The sequence below is a fragment of the Sorangium sp. So ce362 genome (genome assembly GCF_051519845.1).
Classification (GTDB): domain Bacteria; phylum Myxococcota_A; class Polyangia; order Polyangiales; family Polyangiaceae; genus Sorangium.
In genome coordinates this window covers 6,379,572-6,399,429 of the sequence record NZ_CP150332.1, presented here as the reverse complement: position 1 = coordinate 6,399,429, position 19,858 = coordinate 6,379,572, and the positions used below count along the sequence as shown (strand labels likewise).

2 protein-coding genes are annotated in these 19,858 nt (G+C 71.0%); both read right to left on the bottom strand.

The window, feature by feature from the left end; all coding sequences use genetic code 11:
* Nucleotides 1-10: 10 nt before the first annotated feature.
* Nucleotides 11-18,187 carry an SDR family NAD(P)-dependent oxidoreductase gene (locus WMF17_RS24355; protein WP_437643500.1) on the bottom strand — a complete coding sequence of 6,059 codons (18,177 nt, stop codon included), beginning with the start codon at nucleotides 18,185-18,187 and terminating at the stop codon, nucleotides 11-13.
* A gap of 848 nt (nucleotides 18,188-19,035) precedes the next feature.
* The gene (locus WMF17_RS24350) at nucleotides 19,036-19,668 is read right to left on the bottom strand and encodes an NUDIX hydrolase (RefSeq protein WP_437643498.1); all 633 of its coding nucleotides are present in this window, start codon (nucleotides 19,666-19,668) and stop codon (nucleotides 19,036-19,038) included.
* Between the last annotated feature and the right edge of the window lie 190 nt (nucleotides 19,669-19,858).

Here is a 19,858-nt window from a genome sequence, read left to right as displayed (position 1 = left end):
CCCTTGATGCTCAAAGCGCTCTCTGCGTCCAGGCAGCGTGGTAGTAGGTGAGCGGCTGCGCGGGCTGCGCGGAAGGCGCGCGGCCCTGCTCCTGCTTGAAGGCGCGCGCGCTGAAGTCCGTGATGCGCACCAGGGCTCGACCGGTCTCGTCGAGGATGGCCACATTGAACTTGAGGATCTCGCGCGCGCCCTCGCCGCGCCGCGATCCCAGCGTCGCGTACGCGTAGCAGACCGGGGGCAACGGCCCCAGGATCTCCAGCTGGCCGAGGGCGAACGGGATGCTCAGGGAGGGCGCGTCGCGGCCGCCATCGAGCCGGATCCCGGTGATGGCTTGCAACGAGGCGTCCAGCAAGGAGGGATGCAGGCCGAACCGGGAGAACTCCTGGCGCAGGTGATCCGGCAGGACCAGCGCGCCCAGCGACTCCCGCTCGTTGCCGCGCACCTCCTGGTTGACCCTGAACGAGGGGCCATAATGGAAGCCGGCCTCCCGGTACCCCCGATAGAACGTCTCGTGATCCCTGCGCTCGCGGCAGCGGGAGCGTATGGCCTCGAGATCGTACCGGTGCGCGTCGCCGTGACCGTTCGTGGGGGGCTCGTGGGCGAGCCTTCCACGCGAGTAGAGCGCGGCGTGGCCCTCGCGCTCGTGGCGGATCTGGTACTCGACTCCCTGCTTGCCAGGGGTGATCACGACCCGCACCTCGTGTCGCGGCCCGCCGAGCAGGATGGGCTTGATCCACATGACGTCGCGGATGACCCGGACCGGCCGGCCGCCCGCGAGCTCACCGGCGGCGCGAGCGAGCTCCAGGTGGCCCACGCCCGGCAGGATGATGTCGCCGGCGACGACGTGATCCTTCAGATAGAAGACCCCGGCGTCCAGGTCCTTCCGGTAGACGCGCCCATCAGGGCTGGAGAGCTCCTCGTCGATCATCGGGTGTGGCGCGCTCTCGGCGCTCGCCGGCGGCGGATGGACGCCGTTCTGGCCCGAGCGCGGCTTGCCGTCGCCTTCGGGCACCCAGTACCGCTCCCTCGCGAAGGGATAGGTGGGCAGCGACGCGCGCGTCACGCGGGCGCCGCCGAACAGGGCGGACCAGTCGAGGCGCGTGAGCCCAGCGGCCCACAGCCGGGCGAGCCGGGACAGCTTGCGGTTGCTGACGAGCGCCTCCAGGAACTGCCGGCCCTCCTCCCCCTCCGCCAGCACGGGCGTCGCGGCGTGCGGCTCGTCCCCCTGCCCGGTGAAGAGCCCGTCGACCGCCTCGCCTGCCCTGTGGCGGGAGAGCAAGGTGATGAGCTCCTCCGCGTCGGTCGCCACGCAGGCGAGCCGCGCGCTCATGACGTCACGACCGGTGAGCAGCGTGTACGAGATGCGCTCCAGGGATGGTCGCATCTCCGGGGCGGTCCCGCGGAGATAGGCGATCAGCGCGTCGATGGCGTCGCTCAGGCGCTCCTCGTCTCTGGCGGAGAGGACGATGAGATGAGGGTCGCGCCGCCCCTCGGCCGTCGGCGAGCCCTCGGCGCGCTCCTCGTCGAACGACTCGAGCACCAGGTGGGCGTTGGACCCGCCGACGCCGAAGGAGCTGATCCCCGCGCGCAGCGGGAGCGCGCGCCCTTCCAGGGTCAGGGCGGGCCTCCAGTCCTCCGTCCGCGTGACGATGCGGAAGGGGCTGCCCTCGAGCTCGATGTACGGGTTCAGGTCGCGGAGGTGCAGGCTCGCGGGCAGCTTGCGGTGCTTCATCGCCAGGAGGACCTTGAAGACGCTGGGGATCCCCGCCGCCGCCTCCAGGTGGCCGATGTTGGTCTTGACCGAGCCGATCGCGCAGTGGGGCGCCTCGGGCGCGGGTCGGCCATGGGCCTCGTAGAGCCGCTCGAAGGCCATCTTGAGGCCGTTGATCTCGATCGGGTCGCCCAGGGCGGTGCCGGTGCCGTGCGTCTCGATGTAGCCGACCGTGGTGGGATCGACGCCGGCCTTGCGGAACGCCGCGACGATGAGATCGGCCTGGGCGCGCGGGTTGGGCGCCGTGAGCGAGTTGGCGCGCCCGCCGTGGTTCTCGGCGCTGCCCTTGATGACCGCATAGACATGGTCGCCGTCGGCGAGGGCGCGGCGGAGCGGCTTGAGGAGCAGCGCGCCGGCCCCCTCGCCGCGCACGTACCCGTTGGCGCTCTGGTCGAACGTCTTGCACTTCCCGTCCGGGCTGAGCATCCCGGCCTTCGCGATGGACAGCGCGGTCGTGGGGCTGAGGATGGCGTTGACCCCGCCGGCGATGGCCAGATCGCAGGAGCCGGTGTGAATGGCCTCCACCGCCCGATGGATCGCGATGAGCGCGCTGGAGCACGCCGTGTTGATGGGCTCGCTCGGCCCGTGTAGGTTGAGCAGGAACGAGATGCGGTTCGCCAGGATCGAGTGTGTCGTGCCGGTGAGGGCGTATGCCTCGGTGCGGTGTCCGTTCAGCAGATCGAGGTAGTCGGCCGCCGCCGCGCCCACGAAGACGCCCGTGTTGCTCTGGCTCAGGGCGGAGGGGCTGTACCCGGCGTCCTCGATGGCCTTCCACACGGTCTGCAGGAAGACCCGGTGCTGGGGATCCATCAGCTCGGCCTCCCGGGGCGAGAGGCCGAAGAACATGGGATCGAACTTGTCCATGTCCTCGTAGAAGCTGCCCCAGCGCAGCCCCTTGCGGTTCGGCTCGCCGTTGTCGTGAGCGCGCCAGTCCCAGCGGTCTCCGGGCAGCTCGGAGACGAGGCAGCGGCCCGCATCGAGGTGCTCCCAGAACGCGCTCAGGGTGCTCGACCCGGGCAGCGCCCCGCTGATGCCGATGATGGCCACGGGCTCGTCGCGTGAAGAGCCGCCCGGCTCGGCGGTGGCCGAGGGCACGGCCGGATCGAAGCGCCGCGCATCTCGCGCGCTCGACGCCGCTGGCTCTCGCCGCGCGGGCCCGGAGGTCTCCGCGGCAGAGGCCGGGGGCTCGACCGCCGGCGCGGACGCGACGCCGAGGCGCCGGGCCAGGTGGTCCTCGTAGGCCTCGCAGAGCCAGGCGCCGAGCGACGCCAGCGTCTCGTGCTCGAAGAAGCGCACCGGCGTGATCGCGAGGCCATACGTGCGGTTCAGGTGGTTGGCGAGGACGATGACGTTGATGGACTCCAGGCCGTATTCCATCAGCGGCGTCTCGTAATTCAGCTCCTCGGGGGTGAGCTTCAGCACCCTGGAGACCGCCTCCAGCAGGAGCGCCTTGACCCGCTCCGCCAGCGCGGTCCGGGCAGCGGCCGCGCTGGACGGCGCCTCCGCGTGCGCCTCGACGGCGGCCCCTCGCGCCCGCGGGGCCGCAGGGCGAGGCCCGCCGGCGGTCGCCTGCGACCCCGCGAGCCCCAGGCTGTGGTGGATCCTGGCCTCGTCGCCGGCCAGCACGAGGACCTGAGGATGCTCCGATGTCACGGCGCGCGTGAAGGCGTCGACGCCCGCCTCGCTGTCGAGCGCGGTCATGCCGAAGGCGGAGGTCAACAGCGCTTGCATCTCCTGCGAGACGCCCATGCCGCCCTCTCGCCAGAGCGGCCAGTTGATGGACACCGTCTTCCCGGTGCGGCGGCCGCTCTTCCGCTCGGCCTCGCGCCACGCCGCGAAGTGGTCCATGAAGCTGTTCGCGTAGGCGTAGTCCGTCTGGCCCATGTTGCCCAGGACGGCGGTCACGGAGGAGAACAGGGCGAAGAAGTCCAGCTCTCGATGGCGGGTGGCGTCGTCGAGGTGCAGGGCGCCGAGCAGCTTGGGCGCGAGCACCGCGGCCATCTGCTCGCGGCCCTTGCTCCGCAGGTTGGCGTCGGCCGTGACGCCGGCGCTGTGGATGACGCCATGGACCGCGCCGAATCGGGCCTCTACGCGCCCCAGCAGCGCAAACACGTCCTCGCGATCGGCGATGTCAGCCCGGATGTAGGCGACCTCCGCGCCCAGCTGCGCGAGGCGGCGGAGCAGCTCCTCGGTGGCGGAGGTCAGGGGAGAGCGCCCGCACAGGGCCAACCTGGCCTGGAAGCGGCGCGCGAGGTGCTCGGCGAACACCCGGCCCAGCCCGCCGGCGCCGCCGGTGATCAGGTAGACCCCTTTGCTGCGGAGAGGCGCCTTCGTCTCCTCGTGGGGCCGCCACGGTCGCGAGCGCTGAATCTGCCGTTCTCGCCCCTCGTAGCGGACCGCGCCCTCGTGAGGGGCGGTCATCTCGGCGACGAGGAGGTCGCTCAGCGCGGCGCTGTCCATGCGCTGCGGGTCGAGGCCGAGCGCCTTCAGGCGGAGGTGCGGAACGTCGAGCCGGAGACTGGCGGCCAGCCCGCTCATGGCCGCGTGGGTCGAGTCCAGCCGGTCACCGCGCCGCCCGTAGGTGTACAGGATGTCGGTGCCCTCGCCGCGGGCCGGGAGATGGGCAGCGAGCGCGCGGCACAGAGACGTCGCCCGGAAGAACGGGACGGTCGGCCCACCCTCCTCGGGAGCTTGCGTGCGCGGCCACAGGTACACCACGTGGCGCGGCGGCATGCCTTGCTGTCCGCAGGCCGCGACGAGGCGGTGATAGCTCGTCTCCTCGTCAGGGTTGATCTCGTAAGTCCCGTCGCCCAGCTCGCGGAACTCCGCGCCCGGCTTGACGAGCAGGATCGGACCGCAGCGATCTCTCAGGCGATCGCGCGCGCCCTCGTCGGTGTCGAAGAGCAGGACTGGACCGCGGAGCTGGCCTGTCGCGGGCCCGGCGGCCGCAGGCTCCCAGGTCGGCTGAAAATAGAGGATCGAGGTCGCTCGCGGGTCTGCGCGATCCGGCTGGCTGGCCTCTGGCCGTGAGCGCTCGGCCGGCGCGCGCTCCGGTCGAGGCGTCGGCGCGGGGCCGGCGGCGGGCAGGGCCTCGTGCTCGGCGCCGCTTTGCCGGGGCTCGTCCACCCAGAACCTGCGGTTGTTGAACGGGTACGTGGGCAGGGACAGCAGACGCCGCGCCTGACCAGCGTAAAGCGCGGCCCACTCGAGGTCGTGCCTCGTCGCGTACACGTCGGCCAGCGCCTGCAGCTTCTCGCGGTAGGCCTCGGCGCGCGCTGGGCGGGCGTCGCGGAGCTCCTTCACCAGGCGGCTCGCCAGCTGCTCTGACGTGGGATCTGGCTGCCCGGCAGGCGCCGGCGCGTCGGCCGCCGCGGGGTGGCGCGCGAGCCACGCCGCGAGCTCCTGGCGCAGATCGCGCGTGTCGCGCGCCACGAAGGCGAGCCGCAAGGGGAAGTGGGTGCGGCCGACCCCGAGGGTGTATCCGATGTCGCCGAGCTCGTGGTCGCTCCCGCCGGCGTCGAGCCAGGCGATCATGTCCACCACCTTCCGGTGAAGCGGCCCCGGCGCCTTCGCAGAGAGCGGGACAAGGGTGTACGGGGCTACCGTGGGCGCCGTGATCTCGGCCTCTGCCGGCGCCTCCTCGACGATCACGTGCACGTTGGTGCCGCTCATGCCGAAGGAGCTGATGGCCGCCCGGCGCGGATGGTCGCCGGCGGGGATCCAGTCCCTCGTCGCGGTGTTCACGTAGAAGGGGCTGTTGTCGAAATCGATATGACGGTTCGGCCGGTCGAAATGGAGCGACGGCACGAGCGTGCGGTGCTTCAGGCAGCAGAGCACCTTGATGAGGGAGGCCATGCCGGAGGCGGCCAGCGTGTGGCCGATGTTGGTCTTGACCGAGCCGACCGGGCAGAACCGCTTCTTGTCGGTGAAGGCGGCGAACGCGTCCGTGAGCGCGTGGATCTCGATGGGATCGCCCAGCTTGGTGCCGGTGCCGTGGGTCTCGACGTAACCGATGGTCTCCGGGTGGACGCCGACCTTGCGGTAGACCTCGATCTCCAGGGCGGCCTGCGAGGGGGTGCTGGGCGCCGTGATGCCGTTGCTCCTGCCGTCCTGGTTGGCCTCGGATCCACGGATGACTCCATAGATGTGGTTGCGGTCGCGCAGGGCCGCGTCGAGGGGCTTCAGGATAACGGCCGCCGCGCCCTCGGCGGGGACCAGTCCATCGGCGGCGTCGTCGAAGGTGCGGCAGCTCCCTGTGGGGGACAGCATGCCGGTCTTGCTGAGCATGACGTGGCTGATCGGGGTGGTCATGAGGGCGACTCCCCCGGCCACGGCGAGGTCGCTGGAGCCGCTGATCAAGCTCTGGCAGGCCAGGTGAAGGGCCACCAGCGACGACGAGCAGGCGGTGTCGATCGGGACGCTCGGCCCCTTGAGGTTGAGGAAATAGGAGATGCGCGCCGACAGGATGGACAGCGTGTTCCCGATGAGCCGATAAGAGGGATCCGCCGAGGCGCCGAGCTTGTAGACGTAATCTCCGTCCTTGCACCCCACGAAGACGGAGCACCGTTGCCCGTTCAGCGCGTCGGCGCTGTACCCGGCGTCCTCGAGGGCTCTCCAGGCCTCCTGGAGGAAGAGGCGTTGCTGGGGATCGGTGAGCTCCGCCTCGAGCGGCGAGATGCCGAAGAAGAGCGGGTCGAAGCCGCCAATGTCGCTCAGGAATCCGCCCCATTTGCTGTAACTGCGGGCGGGAGCGGCGGGATCGGGGTCGTAGAACCCGTCGAGGGGCCAGCGATCGGGCGGGATCTCGCGGATCGCGTCGTGTCCATCGCACAAGTTTCGCCAGAAGTCGGCGACCGTCTCGGCGTCGGGCAGCCGGGCGGAGATGCCCACGACCGCGATATCCATGCTGCGGACAGTCCGCGCAGAGGTCGCCGGAGGAGGCGTCGGCGCGAGGGGCGCCGCGACGAGGGGCGCCGCGACGAGGGGGGCGCGCGTCTCGTCGGCCTCTCGGGGCGTGGGGAGGGATGCGGCGAGCTGGTCCACGAGCTCGGAGAGGGGCACGCGCCGGAGGAGCTCCGTGGCGGTGACGCCCGTCCCGAGGACCTGATTGACGCGGCTCGACACCGCGACCGCCTGCTGCGCGTCGAGGCCGCACTCTTCCGGGGTCGCGCTCAGGTCGAGCTCTCGCGCATCGACGGCCAGCACCTCGGCGAGGGCATCGAGGGTGACCTGCCGGACCTGCTCCAGGGCCAACCGCGGCGACGCCGGCCGGCTCGCCGGCGCCGTTCCCTGGACGGGAGAAGGCGGCTGCGGCGGTTGCGCCGGCGGCGGCTGCGCCGGCGGCGGTTGCGCCTGCGCCTGCGCCTGTTGCTGGAGCGGCTGCGGCTGGGACGGCTGCGCCGCCGCGCCCGGCGGTGGGCTGGCGGTCGCCTGTACGGGAGCGAAGGTGGTGGCGATGTGCTCGGCGAGCGCGCGCGTGGTTGGATAGTTGAACAGGGCCGTGGTCCTCAGCTCGATGCCCAGCTCGCGACCGATGATCCCGGCGAGCTCCACGGCGAAGATCGAGTCCACGCCAAACGTCGTGAAAGGCACGTCCGAGTCGAGATCGGGCCTGTCGATCTGCAGCGTGCGCGCGAGGCCGTCGATGATCTTGCTCTCGATGGCTTGCAGGGACATCGGCCGCGACGTGGAGGCCTGCTCTGCGGCGGGGAGGGAGGGGGCGGGCGCGATCGCCGCGGGCGGCGGCGCCGCGGCGGATGCATCAGGGCGCGAGGAGGCGCGCTCGGCGCGCGGCCCGCGGACCACGCCGTCGCTCTCGGCGACGATCACGCCCTGGATGGTCCAGGAGGAGGCACCGTCGCTGTGCTCGAGGGGCGCGACCCGGCCGAAGCCCTCTTCCTCGAGCAGGCCCTTCCACATCGAGGCGCTGAGCAGCGGGGACCATTTCATGCGCTCGATCCCGTCCTCGAAGAGCCACCAGCCGTCCAGCAGGCCCGCTGTGAGCGTGAGGAAATGGACGACCCGGGTCATCTCGTTGAGGATCAGCCAGCCGCCCGCCCTGAGGAGGCTCTTGATGCTCCGCAGGGTATTGCGCAGGTTCCTCGTGGCGTGCACGACGTTCGCGCCCAGCACCACGTCGAACCGCTCCGGGGAGTAACCCTGCGCCGCGATGTCCTCTTCCAGGTTGAGCGGCTGGAAGGTGACAAACGGGTGGCGTGGGCCGTACTGGCGCTTTCCGTACTGCGTGAAGGCGCGGGAGATGTCAGTATAGAAGTACTCGATATGGGACGCGTACGGATCGAGCGCGTCGAGCACGGACGCGCTGGTGCCGCCGGTGCCGGCCCCCACCTCCAGGATCGCGATCTTCTCGCCGTGCCGCAGGCGCGCGACGCGGGCCTCCACGAACGAGAGCAGGCTCCCGATGACCAGAGCATTGAAATGATCGGCGGTGGGGTTGCCCTTGTAGAGCCGGCCCATCAGATCCATCGATCCCTGCGGGAAGAGCACGTCGGTCGCTGCGACCTGGGCGCGGAGCAGCTCGGGATAGCGCTGATAACACGCCCAGAGCAGCCGGACGTACGGCTCGATCTCCGGCAGGGCCGCGAGCTGCTGCATCTGCCGCTGGATACCGCGCTCCTCGCGCGCCACCCGATCGCTGATGAGGAGGTCGTCTCCTTGGATGCGGAGGTAGCCGGCCCCCTCGAGGATCGCGAGCAGGGAGTCGTAGAGTCGGCTGTAGCGGTCCGCGATGCCCAGCCGCTCGCGGAGGGCTGCCGCCGGCTCGCGGCCGCCCGACCGGAGGGCGCCCATGTCCTGGAACGCGCACAGCAGCAGATCCTCGCTGAAGCGCTCCAGCCTGTCGAACGAGGGCTGGTACCGCAGCAACGCGCGGACCGCGTCGAGCTCGGGCTGGATGCGCGGCAAGCTTCGAGCGAGCAGGGGCTCGAAGCGCTCCGGATAGACGGTCGTCGTGTGGCTCAGCTCATGGCCGAGGAGGTCCGTGGGCTCGCGCGTGAGCTGCACGGCGACGACCTGGGGCACACGCTGCGAGAGCACGCGACGCACGGCCTCCATCCCGTCCGCGGGCGCTATGGGACCGACGCCGATGGCGCCGAACTGTTGACCCTGGACATCGGCCGTGCGGGCGACGGCGCCGACCTTGCCCCAGTATCCCCAGTTGATGAGCCGGACCGGGTAGGGCGCACGCGCGCGGTGGAAGAGCGCGTACCTGTCCTGGAAGGTGCAACCGGCGGCGTACGGGCTGGCGCCGCCGTTGTTGAGATACGAGGCGATCGACCCGAAATAGAGGAAGAAGTCGAGGGGCTCGCCGGCGACGGCCTGGTGGACGGCGACGCTGCCGGCGATCTTGGCGCGGACTCCGGCGGTGAAGGTGGCCTCGTCGGTGGTGGCGATGGGGTGGTCGCCGAGGACGACGGCGGAGTGGATGACCCCGTGGAGGGCGCCGAAATGAGCCTTGGCGCGGGCGACGGCCGCGCGCAGGGACGTCGGGTCGCCGGCGTCGGCCTGGAGATAGAGCACCTCGCCTCCGCGCGCCTCGACCTCGCTGATCTGCTGCTTCACGCCGTCGCCGAGGGGGCGTCGGCCGAGCCACACGAACCGGGCGCCGTGGGCCTCGGCGAGGTGCTGGCTGAACAGGGAACCGAGGCCGCTGGCGCCGCCCAGCACCAGGTAGACGCCGCCCTGGCGGTACGGCTCGGCCGCGGGCAGCGGCAGCGGCAGGGCGGCCATCGAGCGCTGGAAGCGCTTGCCGCCTCGCAGCGCCACCTCCTTGCCGCGCAGGTGGCCTGGCTCGGCGATCACCGCGCTGGCCAGCGCCTCCTCCGGGCGTCCGAGCTCCTCCGTCCCGACGTCGATGCAGCTGACCTTGAGCCGGGGATACTCCTTGGCGATGGAGCGGGCGAGGCCGTACATCCCCGCGGCCAGCGGCCGCTCGGGATCCCCGGCCCGCACCGCGCAGACATCGTTGGTGACGATCTTCAGGTGGCACGAGGACGGCGCGAGCCCCAGGGCGTCCAGGGCCTTCACCAGGCGGAACAGGGACAGCAACCCTCGTTGCTGGGAGCGCTCCAGGGCGTCCAGATCGCCTGCAGCGGGCTCCTGCGCGGACAGCCCACCGAGGAAATAGACGGCATCCAGATGGGAGAGGCCGGCGGCAGCCAGGTCCCGGAGGGCGCGCTCCAGCGCGCCGGGATCGTCGGCCTGAACCTCCACCGCTCCGGACGCTCCGAGGGACGGCCGTGCGGCGCGCACCGCCGAGCCGTCCCGAGCATCGGAGAGGCTGTATGCGGAGGGCTCTCGCTGCGCGCCGAGGAGAACACGGGCGATACGGGCGCCGGGGTGACTCGTGGCCAGGGCTTCGGCGAGAGGGGCGCCCTCCGGCGTGAAGATCACGAGCGCGCTCTGGACGGCTGCGCCGCCCACGGCCATCGCTGGATCCAAATGCGCCAGAGACCATTGCGGGTGAAAGAAGAAGTTCTCGAGAACGCCTGTCTCCCCGCGAGGCGCAGGCGCTCCCACGGGCGCGGCGGGCGCTTCGAATGCGGGGGTGGTGGGGGAGGGCGCGGGGGCCGACGATACGCTCTCCACGCTGGGCAACCAGTAGCGCTCGCGAGCGAAAGGGTACGTCGGCAGGGCGGTCCGCTTGCGGCTGGGACCCTCGTGGAGAAGCTCCCAGGGGATCGAGAGCCCCTGCAGCCACAGACCGGCGAGCTTGGGCAGCTTGCGGTTGCGGACGAGCTTCTCCAGGTATTCACGATCCTCGGCGTCTCCATCCATGGAGAACGAAGCGGTCTTGTGCCCCTGGACCTGACCGTGAAGCACACCGGGCACCTCGCCGCGACCGGCGAGCACGGCGTCCAGCTTGGCGAGCAGCTCTTCCCGGCTGGAGGCGATGAGGGCCAGCCGGTGATCCATGGACTGGCGCCCGACCTGCAGCGTATAGGCGATGTCGCCCAGAGAGGGGGACTCGGTGGCCTGCTCGCGCAGGAAGTCCCGCAGCCGCGCCGTCGCGGCGTTGAGCCGCTCGCGGTTCCTCGCAGAGAGCAGGAACAGCGCCTCCTCGCCCGCGGCGTCCTCGCCCGCGCCGCGGCGCACGTGGGGCTCGTGCGCCTCGACGATGACATGGGCGTTGGACCCGCCCGCGCCGAAGGAGCTGATGCCCGCGAAGCGAGAGCCACCGCCGTCCGCCTGCCATGGGCGAAGCTCGTTCACGGGCTCGAACGGAACGGCGTCGAAATGGATGTTGGGGTTTTTTGTCTCGCTGTGCAGGCTCCTCGGGATCGCCTGGTGCCGCATGCACAGGAGGACCTTGATCAGCGCCGCGATCCCGGCGGCGGCCTCCAGGTGGCCCAGGTTGGATTTGACCGACCCGATGGGGAAGCTCCGGCGCGTGGCGCCGGCCTCGCGGAACGCCCTGGTGAGGCCGGCGATCTCGATGGGATCTCCCAGCGCCGTGCCCGTGCCGTGGCACTCGATGTAGCCCAGCTGATCGGGCGACACACGCGCGCGTCGAAGCGCGTCGAGCACGAGCCTCGCCTGGGACTCCGGATCGGGCACGGTGAACCCGGCGGCCCTGCCGCCGTGGTTGATCGCGGAGCCGCGGATGACGCCGTACACGTGATCGCCGTCGCCGAGGGCCCGGTCCAGCGGCTTGAGGAGCACGGCGCCGACGCCCTCGCTGGGCACGTAGCCGGTGCCGCCCTCGCCGAAGCTGCGGCAGCGCCCGTCGAGGGACAGGAACCTGGATTGCGCCAGATAGAGATATTTGTCAGGATCTATCGAGAGGTTGATCCCGCCGGCCACCGCCATGTCGCACTCTCCGTTCTGAATGCTCGCGCAGGCTTGGTGGACGGCGATCAGCGACGAGGAGCACGCCGTGTCGATGGCCAGGCTCGGGCCGGTGAAGTTCATCCAGTAGGAGACCCGGTTGGCGATCGCCCAGTAGAGCGAGCCTGGCCCGGCGTAGCGCCCGGTCTGGTGGGTGAGCCGGCTGCCGATACGGCTGTATTCGTTCCACATCACCCCGACGAACAGGCCCACGGCGTCGTCCTTGTACGCGCGCGGATCGCCGTAGCCCGCATGCTCCATGGTGGCCCACGCGCACTCCAGGAAGAGGCGCTGCTGCGGATCCATCTGCTCCGCTTCTCGCGGGGAGATGTTGAAGAACATCGGATCGAAGCACGCGACGTCCTCGATAAAGCCGCCCCACTTCCCGTACGTCCTGTCGGGCTGCGGTGTCTCCTCGAAGTAGCGCCGGTGGTCCCAGCGCTCGGCGGGGATCTCCTCGATGCAGTCCCGGCCCGCGCGCAGGTTCTCCCAGAACGCATCCACATCGGGGGACCTGGGGAAGCGAGCGCTCATGCCGACGATCGCGATCGCGGAGGATGGCCGCGGGCGCCGGGAGGTCGGAGCGGCGGGCGTACCCGGCGCGTCGCGCTCCTCCCTGGTCGCGGCGCGCTCTGCCCCTGCGGCGCGGAACGGGGCGTCTCCGGGAGCTTCCGGAGCGGGGGAGGGGACGACCGCATGCGCGGCGGGCGGCGTGGGCTCAGCCTCGCCCGACGGCACCTCCGCCGGAGCCTGGTCCGCCTCCCCCGGCGCAGCGGGCGCGGAGGGGGCGCGCTCCGCGAGGTAGCGGGCCAGCTTGCGGATGTTCGGGTGCTCGAAGAGCAGCGTGGGCGGCAACGACCCATAGGTGTGCTCGAGGTGCTCCGTGATCTCCTGGAGAGCCACGGAGTCGACCCCCAGGGAGAAGAACGGCTCCTCCGCGTCGATCGCGCTCGATACCGCCTGGATCTTGGTGGCGACGAGCCGGCGGAGATCGCCCTCGATGCGCGCCGCTTGCGGTCTGTCCTCTCGCGCCGCCGCGTGGAGCTCTTCACGAGAACCCGATGATTGCGACCGATATGCCATGCTCGCGTTCCCTGGCCCTTGTTCGTTAACTGGGGTTCGACCCTGCCCGCCGCGCTCCGGCGCGGGAGAGACGGTGTTTGAAGCGGGTCGCGCCGAGGGGAAGAGGTGCTCTGCCGATCGGGCGAGGACGATCCCTTGAGGCGACGGGCACTGGGTCATCAGCCGGTCGAGCGCGTCGAGCGCTGCGCGCTCGCCGATGGGCGGGAGCCCGCGCGCCGAGAACCGACGCGCGATCTCGGGATGCGTGCCCATCCCGCCGGCCTCCCACAGCGTCCAGTTCACCCCGAAGCTCCTGCCAGGCGCGCCGCTCCGGGCCCGGTGGTGGATGAACCCGTCGAGGAAGCTGTTGGCGGCGGCGTAACCCACCTGGCCGCGGTTGCCCACGAGGGAGACCACGGAGGAGAAGGTGACGAAGAGATCGAGCGGCTCGCCCTGGGTGAGCTGATGGAAGGACCAGGCGCATTGCGCCTTGGGAGCCATCTCTCGCCGCACCGAGTCCCAGGACTTGCCGACGATCAACCTGTCCTCCACGACGCCGGCCAGCTGCAGCACGCCGTGGATGGCCCCGAATCGCTGCCGTGTCGTCGCGACGACCTCCTCGCACCGCTGCGGATCGCTGATGTCCGCCCTCAGATGAAGGACCTCGCAGCCGTCGCGGCTCAGCGCGGCGAGGCGGCGCTGAGCCTCCTCGCCGAGCGGGGAGCGGCCGACCAGCACCAGCCGAGCGCGGGCGCGAGAGGCGATGTGCTCGGCGAGCCGGAGGCCGAGCCCTCCGGCGCCGCCGAGCAGCAGGTAGACCCGACCGTCCTGGAACGGCGAGGGCGCGGGCGCCGCGCCGGGCTCCTCGATCGGCGCGAAGGCGCGGACGTACCGGACGCCGTCGCGGTAAGCTACCCGGTCCACCTGGTCGAGCACGCCGCGCTCTTCGACGAGGTGGCCGGCGCACGCGCGCGGATCGGCGGCGTCGAGATCCACCAGGTGGACGCGGAGCTGGGGGTTCTCCTGGGCCAGCGTCCTGGCGATGCCGCAGAGCACCTCCTGGCGGAACCCTTCGCCTCGATCGTCAGGCAGCACCGCCTGGCAATGCCGCGTGCCGATGATCAGGTGATGTTGCGCCCCGCTCTTGACGAGGGCCTTGGCGAGCAGGAACGCGCCGCGCGCCGCCGCCTCGTCTTCCGGGCCGAGCGCCGGATCGAGCGGCGCAGGCGGCGAGGGCGCGGGGGCGGCCGCGGGGGTGAGCGCTGCCAGGAAATAGATATCCACCCCCTCGCCGGCGGCCTCTCGCTCCACGCGGCGCAGCAGCGCCGAGAAGTCCTCTTCCTGGTCGTCGCGCAGGACGAGCCGACCGTCGCCCGCCTGCGCGGGGGAGCCGCCGAGCCGCGCGACCGTGAGGTGCGCATAGCGGGCGCGCAGCGGCTCCAGCCAGGCCACGGACTGGGCCTCGGAGCGGAGGATCGCCATCGCGTGATGGCCCAGCGCTGCCCCCCCGCGGCCGGCGGGCCGCTGTCGCTCCCAGACGGGTCGATAGCACGCCGCAGCGATCCCGGGCGAGCTGCCCTCGTCACGGCGGCGCGGCGCGGCTACGGGGCGCTCGGAGGGGTTTTCCGGTGCGCTGCCCAGGAATCCCCGGGGCACCCTGCGGAAGAAGATGCCCTCGACCCGGAGCAGGCCGGCGCCCGAGAGATCATGGACGCGCAGATCGGCGAGCAGGCCGTAGTCCTCGACGGAGACGTCGCGTTCGTCGATGCACACCAGGCAGCCCGCGTTCAGCGGAGCGAGCTGCTCGAGGAGGGCGATGGCTTGGGGCACGTAGAGCGCGCCGCCCCCCCTGAACGCCCCAAGGCGCTGCCCCACGACCAGCGCCGCCTGCAGGAGGCCGTCGAAGAGCGCGGGGTCGAAGCCGGCGAGGCGCGCGGGGCCGGCCGCCGCCGAGCGGAGCTCGAACACGTGACGCTGGCCGACCTGCCCGACCGCGGCGATCACCTGCAGGCTGGCGCCATAGCGATAACCGACGCGCGCCAGGCCGCTGTAGAGGTCAGGGTCTGCCCGGCGGTCGCACGCGTGCGCCTCTCGGTCGAGGGCCTCCAGCGCGGGCGGGGGCTCGTGCCCATAAGCGCCACGACAGATCCCATGGCCGGCGTGCTTCGCGCTGAATCGCCTGCTTTCAGGCTCGATCTCGAGTGTGAGCTCCGCCGGTGCATCCACCGGTACCGCCCGCTGGAAGAGGACGTCCTTCAGGGTGGTCGTCGGGTGAGCGTGGAGCCGTTGCGACGCCTCCAGGGCCATCTCGACCATGAGGGCGCCGGGCACGATGGGGCGATCCGAGATGACATGCGCGGCGATCAGGCGGTCTTTGGAGGTGAAGGCGCGTCGAGCCTGGCTCGCGCTCTCGTCGGGCGTGAGCGGCGGGCGTCGCTCGGGTGTGGTGCTCGCGGCGTCTGCCCGCCGCACCGCGCCCGCCGCGGGGCCCACGCCGACCCGGGCGGGGAGCGGCGCGGCGTCCGCGCCCTCCTGCCGGGCCGGCAGCGGCGGAGCCGCGCCCGCCTGCTCGGAGCGGCCGTCGAGCTGCCCCGGAGCCCTGACCGGGGAGGGGGCGCCTTCGCCCTCCGGCAGCCAGAAGCGCCCCCTGTCGAAGGCGTAGCCCGGCAGCGGAACCTTCGCGAAATTCCCCTCCGGGAAGAGCTCTTCCCAGCGGATATCGGTCCCTTCCAGCCACAGGCGCAGCGCCGTGAGCTCGAGGGGCTGATCCAGCACGGGGATGGCCAGCCCCGGCCCGGCGGGCCTCGCCAGCTGCCCGAGATCGAGGAACGCGACGTCGTCGCCGGGGGGCAGGCTCGCGGGCTCGCGGTCGACGATGCCCCGGATCCACCGGGGGAAGTCGCCGATCTCCTGCTCGTCGAGGCGCTCGCTGTGCTTCCGGAGCACGCTGTAGGGCTGGTCGAGATCCAGCATCCCCTGGCGCTGGCGCAGGATCTCGGCGATTGCGTCGAGGTCCGGTCGAGGGGCGAGGACGAGCCGCACCACCGCCTCGTGCGGCATGAGCCCGTCCACCACGAGGTCCACCAGCTCGTTCACCCGCGGATCGCCGGAGGAGAGCGTGTCCGTCAGCTGCCATCGACGGTTCAGCCTCCGCACGGAGCTCTGCACGACGATCGCGGCCAGCGAGCGACGCGCGTCCGAGGCGGGGAGCTCCTCCTGGAGCAGGCGCTCAGGCGTCGTGCCCAGCGGTTGAAGCACCGGCGACCACTCGTCGAGGAACTTCTTGAAGGTGAACTGCGCTCCCCAGAGGGGCCGGGCTCTCGCGAGCACTCCCTCGACCGCCGTCGCTGGCACCGGCAGCCCCTCCACGAGGGAGGACAGGTACTCGGCGTCCAGGCGATAGGGCATCAGGTAGGTCGAGCGGATCGGATCGAAGAACGGCAACGTGGGACGGCGAGGCGGGAGGCGCCGCCATTCCTCGCCGCCCCGGAGGCCCGCCACGATGGCGCTCAGCGGCAGGATCCCGCTCTGCGCGAGCGCCAACCAGGCGCCGTGACCCTCACCGGTGGTCGCCCACGGCCTGAGGTTCAGGTCGGCGAGCGCCGACATGTACGCGTGCCCGAACAGAAACGCGTGCAGCGGCTCGTGGCGCTCGGGCGCGTCGCCGCTTTCGTAGAGCTCCGCCGCCGGCCCGAGCTCGGGCTCCTCGAGGAAGCTCCGGAGGGCGTCGACGTGCCGCTCGATCAGGTGGCGCGCGCCGAGCAGCGTCGCGACGGGCCTGCCTCGCCCGAGGGCGAGGGCGCCGAAGCGCGTCATCCAGCGGGGCGGAGTGCTCTTCTCCAGGCGGCTGGGCGGCTCCTTGATGAGGCGGCGGAGCTCCTGCGCGTCGCGCGCGTAGAAGCCGTGGCGATAGGCGAAGCTCTCCCGCCCGGCGGCCATGGTCGCGCCCACGTCGCGGAGCGAGAGCGCCCGGCTCTCCCCGGCGAGGTGCTCGTCGACGAAGGTCTCCCAGCGCTGCAAGGTCCTCGTCAAGCAAGGAGCTGACCGGGCGGAGACGATGAACACGGTGCCTTCGCGCTCGTCCGCGCGTCCCCGGGGGCCGTGCGCCGCCGAGCCGTCTGCGGCGGCGCACGGCGAGGCCACGTCATGGGGGGAGCCGAGCTCGGCTCGCGCGCGCGGATCGAGGCGCGCGGGGCTGCGCTCGTACGCGGACAGGAGGACGTGGGCGTTGGCGCCGCCGAAGCCGAACGAGCTCACCCCTGCCCGCAGGGGCAGGTCCCCGGCCGGTCGCCATTCGCTGCTGCGGGTGGCGACCACGAAGGGCGTCTCTTCGAAATGGATAAGGGGGTTGAGCGTCTGGACATGCAGCGTCCGGGGGATCGTGCGGTGCTTCAGCATCATGAGCACCTTGATGACCCCGGCCACGCCCGCGGCGGCCTCGAGGTGGCCGATGTTCGATTTGACCGACCCGATCCCGCAGTACTGCCGTTTCTGCGTGTAGCGGCGGAACGCCTCGGTGAGCGCCTCCAGCTCGATCGGGTCTCCGAGCGAGGTGCCTGTGCCGTGCGCCTCCACGTACGTCACCGTCTCTGGGCTCCAGCTCGCGTCCTCGTACGCGTCGACGATGACGTCCCGCTGGGCGGCCACGCGAGGCGCCGTGATGGAGCGCGATGCGCCGGTGTGATTCACCGCGGAGCCCGAAAGGATGCCGTGGATATGGTCTCCGGCCGCGATGGCCTCGGCGAGCGGACGCAGTATAAGGACGCCCACCCCGTCTCCGGGCACGTAGCCGTTGGCGTCCTTATCGAACGTCTTGCATAGCCCGTCCGGGCTGAGCATGCGCGACTTGGAGAAGGAGATGTACTTCCATGGGTGAAAGTTGAGGCTCACGCCCGCGACGATCGCGAAGTCGCTCTCGCCTCGCTGCAGGGAGCGCCTGGCCTCGTGGAGCGCGACGAGGGACGACGCGCAGGCGGCATCCAGGGCGAGGCTCGCGCCGCGTAGCCCCAGGGTATAGGAGATCCGGTTGGCGAGGATGGAGCTGTAGCTCCCCAGGGCGGCGTAGCTGTCGATCGGTCGGTTCAGGGCCGCGGACTCCTGGTGATAATCGCTGGCCATGAAGCCGACGTGCACCGAGGTCGTCCGGGCGCGGAGCTGCCTGAGGGGCACGCCGGCGTCCTCGATGCAGTGCCACGTCTCCTCGAGGAGCAAGCGTTGCTGAGGGTCCACGCTCTTCGCTTCACGCTCCGAGATGCTGAAGAAGCGGTGGTCGAAGGCGTCGATATCGTCCACGAGCCCGCACCATTTGCTGATGCTCTTGTCAGGCTCGTTGAAATCAGGGGAATAATAGACCCGTGGATCCCACCTGCTCGGCGGGATCTCGCGGATGGCGTGCTCCTCCCGAACGAGGAGCTGCCAGTACTGCCGGTAGTCCGAGGACCCGGGAAACCGGCAAGCCATGCCGACAATGGCGATGATGTCCCTCGCTCCCTGACTCCCTCCCCTCACGCAATACCTCCGTCGTCGCGCGCTGCGCCAAGGCGCAAAAACGCGGCCGTTTGCTTCGCCCTACGTCGAGCAGCGTCGCGAGCTAGTAACTTCGTTCCCTAAGTTCGTCCCGGGTCAGGCGACGCCATATATACGTAGAATCGCTAGGATTCCTGGCCACGCGAACCCGGGAGGAACGTGAGGAACAGCGTACTCGTTCGGATTGACGACCGTCCGTGGTTCGAATGTGTGTCCCGAAGCTGCATGCCGGCGTACTTTGTCGCCCTTCAGACTTTCGGCAAGTATCTTTTTTTCTGTTTTTTTCTGTTAGGAGGGTCGCCCTCCGCTGTATCATTACTGGATGATGCAGGGTGGGAGGCGCGCCGGGGCCAACAGGCGCGTGCCGCCCCTCGCTTGCGCCATATCGCTGACCCGTCATGGGGCGCTGCCGGCCAGCGTTGCTGCCGTGTGTCCACGCGGCCGGGCTAGCTCTTCGCGTGAAGGGCCCCGGATTGTTTCATGGTGCGATCGTGACTGTTGCTTTTGTGGCTGTCCCTGAGTTGGAGCCATGCGGGTTGATGGGTCGAAGCTCAGCGATCGCTGTCGTTTCTCTCTCGTTTCCGCGAGAGCAGCCCAGTGTCACCGTTCTTTCGACAGACGATCTTCAGCCCGAGCGACCTATCGACCGGCCTTGGATCGACCCTCGGGGCGTCGTGCCGACTCTCGCACGACGGATCAGCCCCATGAGGCCCGCGCCGTGAACGTGATCCGCGAGCCGGATCTCCTCGATCGTGTGAGGGGCGCAGCGACGCCACGTCCGAACCGGCCCGCGCCGGTCATGGGCCGGGTCGAGCGCCCGGGCCCGCGGCTCACCGGTGGAGCACGTCGAAGAGCTGCTCCAGCATGAGGTAGGTCAGCCCCCAGACGACCCGCTCGTCCACGCGCAGGCACGGGAGCTGGCGGACGTTCCCCTCGTGCGTGTACGCATAGCTCGAGGCGCGCTCGCCGCGCGCGAGCGGGCCGAGCGGCGTCCAGAGCGCCTCGGCCACCTCGTCGCTCAGGGCGAGATCCGGCGTGGAGCGCAGCGCGAAGACGAACGGGGCGATGATCATCCCGACGCGCCGCCCGCGCGCGACCGCGGGGATGTCGGGCAGGCGCGCGAGCAGGGTGCCGTGCGCCGCAAGGTCGATCCCCACCTCCTCGCGCGTCTCGCGGATCGCGGTGACGAGCAGGCTCTCGTCCGACGGCTCGCGCCGCCCGCCCGGGAGCGCCATGTGCCCCGACCACGGATCGGCCGGGTGCTCGGCCCGGCGGATCAGGAGGAGCTCGGCCTCCCCGGGCTCCCGGCTCCCCGCACGCTCGAGCGCCGCTCCCGGAGGCCCCGCCGGCGCTTGCAGGATCGCGGCGACCGCCGCCTGACGCTCCTGCGTGACCACGTCGGGCCCGGCCGCGCGCCCTTCAAGGCGGGCCATGATGGCGGCGAGGTCGTAGGAGGAGAGCACGACGGCGAGGATAGCACAATATCTACCGGTACTTACGTCGCAGACTCCGGAAACTACCCTGCGGAGGAGCGCCCGAGACCGCCGGGAGGAGCTTCGACTTCCGCCATTACCGGAGATCGAGCGAGCTCGGCTGCGCGTGCTGCATGTGCTCGGCAGGTGTTGCCAAGGCGAAGGGCAGGTCACCGCGAGC